General features: G+C 70.7%; 10 protein-coding genes and 1 pseudogene. 1 reads left to right on the top strand and 10 read right to left on the bottom strand.

What is annotated here, in order from left to right; all coding sequences use genetic code 11:
* Window positions 1-35 precede the first annotated feature (35 nt).
* The 9 genes and pseudogenes from E1J50_RS03680 to E1J50_RS03640 form a co-directional block, all read right to left on the bottom strand.
* Window positions 36-791 carry an NUDIX hydrolase gene (locus E1J50_RS03680; protein ID WP_132250514.1) on the bottom strand — a complete coding sequence of 252 codons (756 nt, stop codon included), beginning with the start codon at window positions 789-791 and terminating at the stop codon, window positions 36-38.
* Window positions 736-1,218, bottom strand: coding sequence for a DUF983 domain-containing protein (locus E1J50_RS03675; protein ID WP_132250512.1), 483 nt, complete (start codon window positions 1,216-1,218; stop codon window positions 736-738). Before E1J50_RS03675 ends, E1J50_RS03680 begins: the two co-directional genes overlap by 56 nt.
* A gap of 134 nt (window positions 1,219-1,352) precedes the next feature.
* The gene (rnr, locus tag E1J50_RS03670; RefSeq protein ID WP_132250510.1) at window positions 1,353-3,656 is read right to left on the bottom strand and encodes a ribonuclease R; all 2,304 of its coding nucleotides are present in this window, start codon (window positions 3,654-3,656) and stop codon (window positions 1,353-1,355) included.
* 136 nt (window positions 3,657-3,792) lie between these two features.
* Window positions 3,793-4,140: a hypothetical protein gene (locus tag E1J50_RS03665; protein WP_245516414.1), complete on the bottom strand. Its 348-nt coding sequence runs from the start codon at window positions 4,138-4,140 to the stop codon at window positions 3,793-3,795.
* A gap of 64 nt (window positions 4,141-4,204) precedes the next feature.
* Complete coding sequence (locus E1J50_RS03660) at window positions 4,205-4,783, bottom strand: NADPH-dependent FMN reductase (protein WP_132250508.1); 579 nt, start codon at window positions 4,781-4,783, stop codon at window positions 4,205-4,207.
* 476 nt (window positions 4,784-5,259) lie between these two features.
* Entirely contained in the window at window positions 5,260-5,952 is a 693-nt protein-coding gene (locus E1J50_RS03655) for an alpha/beta hydrolase family protein (RefSeq protein ID WP_132250506.1), read from the bottom strand.
* Window positions 5,953-5,979: 27 nt separating this feature from the next.
* Window positions 5,980-6,213, bottom strand: coding sequence for a hypothetical protein (locus E1J50_RS03650; protein WP_132250504.1), 234 nt, complete (start codon window positions 6,211-6,213; stop codon window positions 5,980-5,982).
* 240 nt (window positions 6,214-6,453) lie between these two features.
* Window positions 6,454-7,866, bottom strand: a pseudogene (glnA, locus tag E1J50_RS03645) (type I glutamate--ammonia ligase).
* Window positions 7,867-7,985: 119 nt separating this feature from the next.
* Window positions 7,986-8,324 carry a P-II family nitrogen regulator gene (locus tag E1J50_RS03640; protein WP_132250502.1) on the bottom strand — a complete coding sequence of 113 codons (339 nt, stop codon included), beginning with the start codon at window positions 8,322-8,324 and terminating at the stop codon, window positions 7,986-7,988.
* Between the two features lie 201 nt (window positions 8,325-8,525).
* On the opposite strand from E1J50_RS03640, the gene E1J50_RS03635 reads away from it, so the two are divergent.
* Window positions 8,526-10,040: an NAD(P)H-hydrate dehydratase gene (locus E1J50_RS03635; protein ID WP_132250500.1), complete on the top strand. Its 1,515-nt coding sequence runs from the start codon at window positions 8,526-8,528 to the stop codon at window positions 10,038-10,040.
* On the opposite strand, the gene E1J50_RS03630 is transcribed toward E1J50_RS03635, so the two are convergent.
* Window positions 10,033-11,505, bottom strand: coding sequence for a multicopper oxidase family protein (locus tag E1J50_RS03630; RefSeq protein ID WP_132250498.1), 1,473 nt, complete (start codon window positions 11,503-11,505; stop codon window positions 10,033-10,035). The genes E1J50_RS03635 and E1J50_RS03630 overlap by 8 nt on opposite strands.
* Window positions 11,506-11,652: the final 147 nt, after the last annotated feature.

Genomic DNA, 11,652 nt, shown 5'->3' with positions numbered 1-11,652 from the left:
GCGGGACCGGAGCGGCCCGGATGGCTCCGGACTCCTCAGAGCAGCGTCCGCACCCGCTTGCCGTGACGCATCGTGTGGAAGGGGATCGCCCGATGGGGCGCGAAATCGAGCTTCAGCTGCTCCTCGAGCTCGTCGAGGATCAGGGTGGTGATGAAGGGCAGGTCGAGCTTGCGCGCATCCGTCAGGCGTACCCAGGCGAGTTCGACGAGCTCCGCCGCCTCGCCGACGATGCCGGGCTCCTCCGCTGCCACGGACGTCCGGTCGACGGCGAAGAAGCGGGTGTCGAAGCGGCGCGGGCGTCCCGGCGGGGTGATGGCGCGGGCGACGAGGTTGAGGGCCTCGAGATCCGGCATCACGCCGTGGCGGCCGAAGGCTTCCCAGGCTCCCTCGGGCACCCGCTCCGGCGGCCCGTATTCGCGGGTGCCGAGGAGAAGGCCCGTCTCCTCGTAGGTCTCCCGGATCGCGGCGAGCGCCAGCACGCGCCCGAGATGGCGCGGTGGCCGCGTGACGCGCGCCTCGAGCGCCGCCTCGTCGCGGGCGCCGAGCGCGCCGGCGACGGGCATGTGCCGGTCGCCCCCCTCGATGCGGCCTCCGGGAAACACGAACTTGCCCGGCATGAAGACGAGGCCGGGGTTGCGCCGGCCCATCAGGACCTTCGGCGCGCGCCCGCGCCGGTCGAGGACGATCAGCGTGGCCGCGTCGCGCGGGCGCAGCGCGGCCGCCTTGCGGGCGGGCTCAGGCCCGGCCGAGTCCGGCTCGCGCGTCGGGGGCTCGTTCGTCCGCTGGTCCAAAACGCGACTCCTCCGGCCCCTCGCTGGCCGCGCTCGGTAGCTTGGCGAAGCCGTGCATGCCAAGGGCATATTGCAGCCCGACGACCGCGCCCTTGACGGGCTGGAGCAGGGCGAGCGCCATCCCGAGCGTCGCCAGCGGCCAGAAGGTGAACTGGAACCAGAGGGGCACGTCGTAGCCCATCTCCAGCTCCAGGATCAGGTAGCCGACGACGTGGGCGACCAGGAAGATCACGACGTAGGGCGGCAGGTCGTCGGCGCGGTGGTGGTGCAGTTCCAGGCCGCACCGCTCGCATTCGGGCCGCACCTTGAGGAAGCGGCCGAAGATCCGGCCCTCCCCGCAATGCGGGCAGCGGCCGAGAAAGCCGCGGGCCATCGAGCGGATCAGGCCGGTGCGTGAGGCGGATGTCTGCGGAGGCGGGTGATCCATTCTGAAAACCTCAGCCGGCGGAGGGCTGGTGCGGGCCGGCCTCGTGCGGGACCCCTACCACAGGTTCGCTCCCACCACCGAAGGGTGATCGTCGCACCTGCAGCAGGCGGCCCCGAGAAGCGGGGTCCGAAATGTCAGCGCCGCGAGCCACGGTGCCGCGTCCCGCCCGTCTTGATGCCGGCGGGGCGCCCCCGCGGGCCCGGCTTGCGGCCGCGCATCGGGCCCTTGGCGCCGCCGCGGCCCGCGCTGCGCCCCTCCGAGAGCAGCTCGAAGCGCAGCGCGCCGGCCACGGCCGCGGCTTCCACGAGCTTCACCTCGACGCGGTCCCCGAGGCGGTAGGTCTCGCCGCTACGCTCGCCGACGAGGGCGTGGCGGGCCTCCTCGTGACGGTAATAGTCGGCCCCGATGGTCGAGACCGGCACGAAGCCGTCGGCCCCCGTCTCGTCGAGCTTCACGAACAGGCCGGCGCGGGTCACGCCCGCGATCTGTCCGGCGAAGGTGGCGCCGACATGCGCGGCGAGATGGTGCGCGATGAGCCGGTCGATCGTCTCGCGCTCGGCGGCCATGGCGCGGCGCTCGGCCGCCGAGATCTGCTCGCCGATCTGGTTGAGTTCCCCGACCGACACGTCCGGCGAGATCCCGTCCTTGCCCAGCCGGCAGGCCGTGATCAGGGCGCGGTGGACGATGAGATCGGCGTAGCGCCGGATCGGCGAGGTGAAATGCGCGTAGCGGCGCAGGTTCAGCCCGAAATGACCCAGATTCTCCGCCGCGTAGACGGCCTGGGCCTGGCTCCTGAGCACCACCTCGTTGATGAAGGTCGCGTGCTCGGTCTCGGCCACCGCGCCGAGGATACGGTTGAACAGGGCCGGGCGCAGCGCACCCTCCTTCGGGAGCTTGATGCCGACCGAGGCCAGGACCTCGCCGAGCGCGCGCATCTTCTCGAGCGCCGGCTCGTCGTGGACGCGGTAGACGAGGGGCTGGCGCGCGCTCTCCAGCGTCTCGGCCGCGGCGACGTTCGCCTGGATCATGAATTCCTCGATCAGCCGGTGGGCGTCGAGGCGCTCGGGCACGATCACCCGGTCGACCGCGCCCTCCGGCGTCAGCAGCACCTTGCGCTCGGGCAGATCGAGGGCGAGCGGTCCGCGCTTGTCGCGCGCCGTCCTCAGCGCCGCGTAAGCCGCCCAGAGCGGGCGCAGGATCCCGTCGAGGATCGGGCCCGTGCGCTCGTCCGGGTAGCCGTCGATCGCGGCCTGGGCCTGCGCGTAGGCGAGCTTGGCGCGCGAGCGCATCAGGATGCGGTGGAAGCTGTGGCCCCGCTTCGCCCCGTCCGCGTCGATGACGAGGCGCACGGCGAGCGCCGGCCGTTCCTCCCCCTCGCGGAGCGAGCAGAGGTCGTTCGAGATGCGCTCGGGCAGCATCGGCACGACCCGGTCGGGGAAGTAGACCGAGTTGCCGCGCAGGAGCGCCTCGCGGTCGAGGGCGCTGCCGGGCCGGACATAGGCCGCGACGTCCGCGATCGCGACCGTGATGCGGAAGCCGCCCGGATTGCCGGGATCGGGGTCGGCTTCCGCGAACACGGCGTCGTCGTGGTCCTTCGCGTCCGGCGGATCGATGGTGAGGAGGGGCAGGTCCCGCCAATCCTCGCGGCCCTTGAGCGACGCGGGCTCGACCGCGTCGGCCTCGGCCAGGGTCTCGGCCGCGAAGACGTGGGGAATGTTGTGCAGGTGAAGCGCGATGAGGCTCACCGCCTTCTCGGAGCCCAGCGAGCCCAGGCGCTCGCGCACCCGGCCGCGGGGCGGGCCGAAGCGGGTCTCGCGCTCGACGGTGGCGCTGACGAGATCGCCGTCGCGGGCCTCGCCCTCTTCGCCGGGCGGGATCAGGATCTCGCGCCCCTGCGCGCGCTTCTCGACGGGCTCGACGCGGCCGCCCTGCGCGCCGGCGCGGAAGACGCCGACGATCTCGGCCTTGTTCTTGCCGACCACCTTGATGACGCGGCCGGTGTAGCGCCCCGGCGCGCCCGGCTCCGGCTCGACGCGAATCAGGGCGCGGTCGCCGATGCCCGGCATCGGCCGGTTCGGCTTCCGGCCGCCGCGGGGCGCCGTCAGCACGATCGTCGGCGGCTTGCCGGTCCCGGATTCCCAGTTGGCGGGCACCGCCAGGAACTCGCCGTCGCGGTCGCGCGAGCGGATGTCGGCGAGCACCACCGGCGGCAGGCGTCCGGCCGGAGCCAGGCCGCCGCGCCCGCGCTCGATCGCGCCCTCCTCCTCGATCGCGCGCAGCAATTTGCGCAGGGCGACCCGGTCCTGCCCCTTCAGGTTGAAGGCCAGCGCGATCTCGCGCTTTCCGACCTTGACCGCCGATGTTTCGATGAAGGCGAGGATCTGCTCGCGGGTGGGAAGCGGGGCGGGCCCCGTCTGAGGATCGGTACGTCTGGCCAAGAAGCGGGCTCGCGGCGGCGCCCCCTGCGGGGGCGGCGTCCTGAGGGGGGAGGGGCGTTTCGCCCGGTCCCCCCAACATGGTGTGACGCGCGGGTCCCGACAACGCCCGGTCGCGCGTCCTCAACAGGCCGCGCCGTCAGCCCGTCGCAGCGGATTTCCGGATGCGCTCCACGCCCTCGTCGATGTCGAAGCCGGGGGCTGCCAGCTCGTCCAGAGACAACGGGCTCTGAACGGGGAGGGTGAACGAGACCCGCCCCTCGCCCGGGCGCAGGTCCGGCGCCTCGGCCTCCTGCACGGCGAGGCTCCAGAGCCCGTCGATCTTCAACGCGGCGAGGCCCGCCGGCTCCGCCCGCAGGCTCGCCAGCGCCTGCGCCGCCTCCTCGCGCCAGAGGAGGCTCGCGCGGTCCTCCGACATGAGGGCCGCCTTCACGAGGTTCGCCAGAAGCGTGCGAACCGTCCGTCCCGTCCCGTCCTGACCCATCATGTGCTCGTCACTGCCCGTTGTTGCGCTGCCGCCGGGGCAAGGGTGGTGCCAAGCGGCGCGGGGCTCAGTAGGGCGTGCCCGCCTCACGCCGCGCGCGCAGGGCCTCGGCGTACCACGTCAACTCGTCGAGGACCTTGCCGGCATTGCGGGCGAGCCGTTCCTCGGCGGGCCTGCCCTCCTCGTCGAGGGCCTTGTGGATCTGCGGGATCGGCAGCAGCGAGGGGATGCTCGGGGCGCCGAGCTCGGAGAGCATCGCCCGAAGCTGCATCGCGGCGCGCACGCCGCCGAAGCCGCCGGCCGAGTAGCAGCAGATCGCCGAGGGGCGCCAGAAATACTCCTCGAGGAAGTGGTCGAGGGTGTTCGAGAGGGCAGGCGGGATCGAGTGGTTGTACTCGGCCGAGACGATCACGAAGGCGTCGGCCCGCCGCAGGAGCCCCGCCAGATCCTCCAACACCTTCGGCGCCTCGCCCTTCGGGTATTCCTTGTACATCCGGTCGAGGAGCGGCAGCTTCAGCTCGGCCGGGTCGACGAGGGGCGCCTCGTGCCCCCGCGCCTCCAGCGCCCGGGTGACGAAGCGGGCGGCGCGGATGCCCTGCCGGTCCGAGCGGACCGAGCCGAGGATCACGGGGCAGAGGAGGGACATCGCGGCCTCGCTGGATTCGGGAGCCAAGCGGCATCATGGCGCGCGGTCGGGTGCCGGGCAATGCGGCCCGCCCCAGGACAAGCGTTCGAGCACGTGCTGGAACATGATGCGGACACCCGCTCCGCCGCCAAAATCGAGATCGGATTCCGAATTGTGCCAAAGCTGGCCAAGTTCTGCGTCCGAGACGCTGCTTTGTGTTGCTGCTGTCAAGAAAACGCGCAGTCGTTCTCGTTCGTCTTTATCAAGGTGTCTCAATATAAAATCATGCATTCCCTCTTCTGTATCAGCAAAAATATTGATATCTTGGAAAAATACAAAGAAAATCTATTGAATTACGAAGTAACCTTCACTTTATCAAGGTCCATCGTTGTAATATATGCAGCTTGCGCGCGGTAAACACGCGAAGATTGTGCATCGCGAACGATGTAGACGCCAGCGCCGTATTCTCGCGGATATAAGGAGACGCATCCGAGGGTCTATAAGCGTCTCGACCCGTCCGGTGCGGATCCTCCTTTCAGCCAGCGGCCGACCTGCCACAGAAGCTGTGGCTTGAGATCGTGCCCCCCACGCCGCAGCGCGTGGTCGGCTCCGGGCACGATGAGCACGGACACGTCGTTCCGCCCCTCCGCAGCCATCGCCTCCTGCAGGTGTCGCGCGGATTCGACCGGAACGCTCTCGTCCTCCGCGCCGAACAGCACCAGGATCGGCATCCGCGCCCGCCTGTAGAGGGGAAGCGGATCGACGTCGAGGAACGATGACCAGTAGGCGTGGCTGTGCCCGAACACCGTCCTGCTGATCGACGCGGGATCGGCCGCGACCTCGGCGAAGGCGGCCTCGACGTCGATGGGGAGGGTGCCCCGCCGGGCGAGTAGGCGCAGGCTCTCGCGCAGGGGCATTCCGCCGCTGCCGACCACCACCACCCGATCAACGGTCTTCGCGCCGACCTCCGCCGCGAGCGCTACGGCGATGCCACCGCCCTCGGACACGCCGAAGAGCGTGACCGGCCCCGCCTGTGCTCCCTGCTTCAGCCATGCGAGGGCGGTTCGGTTGCGGGCCAGGATGGCTGGAGCCGTCGAGGCGCGATGAAAGGCATCCGAGCACAGGAGGCCGAGGTCGCTGTCCGCCACGCCGGGCTTCTGGACGGCATAGACCGTGTAGGATGTCTCGATGCCGGAGAGGTAGGGGCCGAGGAAGTGCTAGAGGCTCGTGCAGCCCGAGCCGCCGATGAACAGCATGCGTCCGGTCGTGGCGGAGGGCGGCGCCGATCCGAGGCGCACGCTGAACAGCGTCAGTTCGGTGCCGTCCGGAGCCGCAACCCTGATCTGGTCAGGTGGATGACCGGCGCTGGCGACGAGGTAGGTCATACCGGTCACCGCGGAGCAGGCCGCAGCGAGCGCGGCAACGATCAGCACGCCGAAAGCATCCGCCATCCTGCGACGACGCGATCGTGATGGCCGCACCGCTCCCGCTCCCAATATTGGTGCGAACGCGGCCTCGCCTCATCGACGGCCGCTCGAACCATCGCAGAATATGGGACGAGACACCGATGATCAATCCGGAATAGAGTAACTATTCCTAGAGCGCGCGGCGCCGGAGACTCGTGAGAGTCCCCGGCGCCGGGCTTCCTGATCTGCAAGGCGCCGGGCCGCGGATCGCGGCCCGGCCTCGCCTCAGAGCGAGTAGTACTGCACGAACTCGATCGGGTGCGGGGTCATCTCGTAGCGCAGCACCTCGGTCATCTTCAGCTCGATGAAGGAGTCGATCTGATCGTCCGTGAAGACGTTGCCGGCCTTGAGGAAGGCGCGGTCCTTGTCGAGGTTCTGCAGGGCCTCACGCAGCGAGCCGCAGACGGTCGGGATCTTCTTCAACTCGCGCGGGGGCAGGTCGTAGAGATCCTTGTCCATGGCCGGGCCCGGATCGATCTTGTTGATGATGCCGTCGAGGCCGGCCATCAGCAGGGCCGCGAAGGCGAGGTAGGGGTTCGCCATCGGGTCGGGGAAGCGGACCTCGACGCGCTTGGCCTTCGGCGAGGTCGTCCACGGGATGCGGCAGGAGGCGGAGCGGTTGCGGGCCGAGTAGGCCAGCAGCACGGGCGCCTCGTAGCCCGGCACGAGGCGCTTGTAGGAGTTCGTGGACGGGTTGGTGAAGGCGTTGAGCGCCTTGGCGTGCTTGATGATGCCGCCGATGTACCAGAGGCATTCCTGGGAGAGATCGGCGTATTTGTCGCCCGCGAAGAGCGGCTTGCCGTTCTTCCAGATCGACTGGTGCACGTGCATGCCCGAGCCGTTGTCGCCGTAGACGGGCTTCGGCATGAAGGTCGCGGTCTTGCCGTAGCTCTGCGCCACGTTGTGGATGCAGTACTTGTAGATCTGCATGTGGTCGGCGAGCAGCGTCAGCGTATCGAACTTCATGCCGAGCTCGTGCTGGGCGCTCGCCACCTCGTGGTGGTGCTTCTCGACCTTGACGCCCATCGACTGCATGGCGGCCAGCATCTCGCCGCGCATGTCCTGCGCCGAATCCTGCGGCGGCACGGGGAAGTAGCCGCCCTTCATCTGCACGCGGTGGCCGAGATTGCCGCCCTCGTACTCGGTGAAGCCGTTGATCGGCAGTTCCGTCGAGTCGAGCTTGAAGCCGGTCTGGTAGGGGTCGGCGGCGAACTTCACGTCGTCGAACACGAAGAACTCGGCTTCCGGACCGACATAGATCGTGTCGCCGATGCCGGACGACTTCAGGAACGCCTCGGCGAGCTTGGCCGTGCCGCGCGGGTCGCGGGACTAGGGAGCGCCCGTCGAGGGCTCGAGCACGTCGCAGACGATCGACATGGTCGAGGCCGAGAAGAACGGGTCCATGCAGGCGGTGGCGGGATCGGGCATCAGCAGCATGTCGGACTCGTTGATCGCCTTCCAGCCGGCGATCGAGGAGCCGTCGAACATCGTGCCCTCGGAGAAGATCTCCTCGTCGACGAGGGAGACGTCGAAGGTGACGTGCTGCCACTTGCCGCGCGGGTCGGTGAAGCGGAAATCGACGTACTTGACGTCGTTGTCCTTGATCTCCTTCAGGACTTCGGTCGCTGTCTTTGCCATCCCGGGTGTTCTCCTCATCTGGCGGCACGTAGCCGTGGTTGTTCCGCGGACCGAGTACAGGCCGCGGTTCTTTTGATTCCGTCAGGCTCTTGGGAGTACAGCGGCCGCCCGGTCCGGCGCTAGATGGCGTCGGCGCCCGTCTCGCCGGTGCGGATGCGGATCGCCTCTTCGATGGTGGACACGAAGATCTTGCCGTCGCCGATGCGGCCGGTCTGGGCCGACTTGCGGATCGCCTCGACGGCGCCCTCGACCATAGCGTCGGCGAGCACGATCTCCAGCTTCACCTTGGGCAGGAAGTCGACCACGTAGTCCGCCCCGCGGTAGAGTTCGGTGTGGCCCTTCTGACGGCCGAAACCCTTCGCCTCGATCACGGTGATGCCCTGAAGGCCGACCTCCTGGAGAGCCTCCTTCACCTCGTCGAGCTTGAAGGGCTTGATGATCGCTTCGATCTTCTTCATGCCGAACGGGCCTGACCTGTGCTGCACTGAGCCGTTTTCTAACATCCCGGTCCGGGCTCCGCCACGCCGATTTCTCGGGGAAGACGCCGAAACTGCCTCGTCAATGTGCATCATCTGCACATCGTTTAGGCATTTTCCGGTCAGGGAGTCTTAATCGGGGCAGGGCATGTCCGGCCTTCGGGCAGTTCGACGGAGGCGGCGATGGGACGGGGACGGCTGCTCACGGTTGAGGCGATGCGGCGGGTCGATGCCGCGGCGATCGCTGCGGGCACGCCCGGCATCGCGCTGATGCGCGCGGCCGGCGCCGCAGTGGCGGAGCGCGCCCGCTCCCTCCTGCCGGAGGGCGGCTCGGTCCTCGTGCTCTGCGGGCCGGGCAACAACGGCGGCGACGGCTTCGTCGCGGCACGCATCCTCGCGGAGGCGGGACACCCGGTCGAGATCCGCCTGCTCGGGCAGCGCGCCGCGCTCTCGGGCGACGCGGCGCTCGCGGCCGCCGAATGGCGGGGAGACCTGACCGAAGGCATCGGCGGGGACGATCTCGCCCGGTTCGGTCTCGTGATCGACGCGCTCTTCGGCGCCGGGCTCTCGCGCGATCTCGACGGCGAGGCCCGTGGCCTCGTGGAGCGCGTGAACGCGGCGGGCCGGCCGGTGCTCGCGGTGGACGTGCCGAGCGGCATCGACGGGAATACAGGCGCGGTGCGCGGCGCCGCGATCCGCGCTCGCGAGACCGTCACCTTCGTCGCCCTGAAGCCCGGGCACCTGCTCCTGCCGGGCCGTGCCCATTGCGGGGTGCTCCACGTCGCCGAGATCGGGACGGGCGCGGCGGCCCTGGCCGAGGGGTTCGCGGCCTGCGAGCCGCCTCTCCACGCCAACGGGCCGGACCTCTGGGGCGCGGCCTTCCCGCGCCACGAAGCGGAGAGCCACAAGTACACGCGGGGTCACGCCCTCGTCCTGTCGGGGCCGGCCTATCGCACGGGGGCGGCGCGCCTCGCCGCGCGCGGGGCGCTGCGAGTCGGGGCCGGCCTCGTCACCCTGGCCTCGCCCGCGTCGGCGCTTGCCGAGAACGCGGCCCACCTCACCGCGATCATGCTGCGCGCCTGCGAGAGCGCGGACGATCTCGACGACCTCCTCGTGGACGAGCGCCTCAACGTGGTGCTCGCCGGACCCGGCCTCGGCATGGGCCAGCCCACCCGCGACCTCGTCGCGGTGGCCGCCTCGGCCGGCCGCGCCCTCGTCCTCGATGCCGACGCGCTGACGAGCTTCAAGGGCGAGGCGGCGGCGCTGGCCCGCCACCTCGCCGAGGGCGGCGCGACGGCCGTCCTGACGCCCCATGCCGGCGAGTTCGCACGGCTCTTCGGCGGCACGCACGCGGTGGAGGAGGGGCTCGGCAAGGTGGAGCGCGCCCGACGGGCGGCGGCCCTCTCGGGCGCCGTCGTCGTGCTCAAGGGCGCCGACACGGTGATCGCGGATCCCGACGGGCGCGCCGCCATCAACGACCACGGCACGCCGCATCTCGGCACGGCGGGCTCGGGCGACGTGCTCGCCGGGCTGATCGCCGGCCTCCTGGCGCAGGGCATGCCGCCCTTCGAGGCCGCGTCGGCCGGAGTCTGGATCCACGGGGATGCCGGGTGCCGCCACGGCCCGGGCCTGATCGCGGAGGACCTGCCCGAAGGGATGCCGCGGGTGCTCGGGGCTTTGGAAGCCCGGCTCAGGTGACCTCGAACGAGGTCCAGAGCCCGGTGTCGAAGCGCTCCAGGACCGTCGAGCTGAGCAGCCAGCGGCCCGGGTTGTCGGCGAGGAAGGCGATGCGGGCGGTGCGGCCCTCGAGGAGCTGGAACGTGTCGAGCCAGTAGGGCTCCCAGCCGTCGTCGAGGGGGTGGAGCAGGCGGAAGGCGTGGCCGTGCAGGTGCAGCGCCTGCGGGAAGGCCGTGTCGTTCTTGATCGCCAGCACAACCACCTGGCCGCGCTTGACCGAGAAGAGCGGCGCGACGCCGGCCATGCCGTTGGCGCCGTTGACGGCCCAGATCCGGGCCGGGTCGCCCTTGAAGACGGGCTCGGCGTCCGGCTTCTCCTTGTCGAGGGTGGCGCCCCCCGTGATCGTGATGTCGCGGCGCACCGCGTTCTGCAGCTTGACCTCGGCGGGCAGGAGCTTGTTGTCGCCGATCGGCGCGATGGGCGGGCGCTTGTCGGTGACCGGCTCTCCCTCCGCGACGAGGTTCGCGAGGACGAGGCCGCCGCCGACGAGGGCCGTGACGCTGCCCTTGGCCCCTGCTTCCCCGGGCATGTCGAGGAGGAGGTCGTAGCGGGTGCCGGGCGGGACGGGGAGGGTGGCGCGCAGGGGCTCGAACGTGTCGGTCGGCTGCCCGTCCACGGCCGCGACGTAGACCTTCACCCCGTCGAAGCGGATGCGGGTCGCCCGGGCGTTGCAGGCATTGCCGAGGCGCAGGCGCAGGCGCGATCCGGGGCGCGCAGCGATCACCTCCGGGACCGGTCGGCCGTTGATCGCGATCATGTTGCCGAGCCGCCCGTTCGAGGCCGCGAACAGGGTCTGGCCGAAGGGCAGGAGGCTCGCATCGTCCTGCAGGCGCCAGTCCTGCATCAGGAGCGGGAGGTCGCGCTCGACGGCGGGCGGGGCCTTCTCCTCGACGACGAGGAAGCCCGCGATCCCGCGGCCGGACGGCTCGCTCGAGCCGCCGACGACGAGGGGGCGGATCAGGAAGGTGCCGGCATCGGGCGGCGTGAAGACGTAGGTGAAGCTCGCCCCCGGCTGGATCGGCGGCTGCGTCACGCCGCCGACGCCGTCCATCGGGTTCTGGTTGCGCACGCCGTGCCAGTGCAGCGAGAGCGGGCGCTCGGTCCGGTTCTCGACCTTGAGCCGGACCGTCTCGCCGAGCTTCACCCGCAGCGCCGGCGGCACGCCCTTGCCGTCGAGGCACCAGACCTGCGTCTCGGGCGCGGGCTCCGGGCGCAGGCGGACCTTCGCCGCCTCCGCCGGCAGCGGCCGCGCTTCGGGCTGCGGGCCGGCAGGCGCGGAATCGGGCTTCGAGCCCTGCGCCGCCGCGGCCCCGGGCATCAGGCCGAGGAGGGCGGCGCCGCCGAGGAGGGAGCGGCGCGAGGGGCGGCCGGGCGAATCGGCGGCCGAGGCGGGGGCGGCTTCGGGCGCGAAATCGTCTTGCGGCATGGCTCCTCGGGCGGATCGGGGGGCTGGTGGGAGGGCGCGGGCGGACGGCCGCTTGTAGCGGCGCCACCCGGCCGAGGCTACTGCCCGTGCCTCGCCGTGCCTCGCCGCGCCTGCGCCCCCGGAGGGGCTGAAGTTTTTTGCTGCGGC

The sequence above is a fragment of the Methylobacterium segetis genome (assembly GCF_004348265.1).
GTDB classification, from domain to species: domain Bacteria; phylum Pseudomonadota; class Alphaproteobacteria; order Rhizobiales; family Beijerinckiaceae; genus Methylobacterium; species Methylobacterium segetis.
The sequence above is the reverse complement of the archived record's forward strand: the minus strand, read 5'-3'. Positions and strand labels throughout refer to the sequence as shown.

Coding starts and splice junctions, on each gene's coding strand:
- E1J50_RS03650 (WP_132250504.1), bottom strand. CDS start 6,213: ATGGCGGATGCTTTCGGCGTGCTGATCGTTGCCGCGCTCGCTGCGGCC.
- E1J50_RS03635 (WP_132250500.1), top strand. CDS start 8,526: ATGGGACGGGGACGGCTGCTCACGGTTGAGGCGATGCGGCGGGTCGAT.
- E1J50_RS03640 (WP_132250502.1), bottom strand. CDS start 8,324: ATGAAGAAGATCGAAGCGATCATCAAGCCCTTCAAGCTCGACGAGGTG.
- E1J50_RS03665 (WP_245516414.1), bottom strand. CDS start 4,140: ATGATGGGTCAGGACGGGACGGGACGGACGGTTCGCACGCTTCTGGCG.
- E1J50_RS03630 (WP_132250498.1), bottom strand. CDS start 11,505: ATGCCGCAAGACGATTTCGCGCCCGAAGCCGCCCCCGCCTCGGCCGCC.
- E1J50_RS03660 (WP_132250508.1), bottom strand. CDS start 4,783: ATGTCCCTCCTCTGCCCCGTGATCCTCGGCTCGGTCCGCTCGGACCGG.
- E1J50_RS03675 (WP_132250512.1), bottom strand. CDS start 1,218: ATGGATCACCCGCCTCCGCAGACATCCGCCTCACGCACCGGCCTGATC.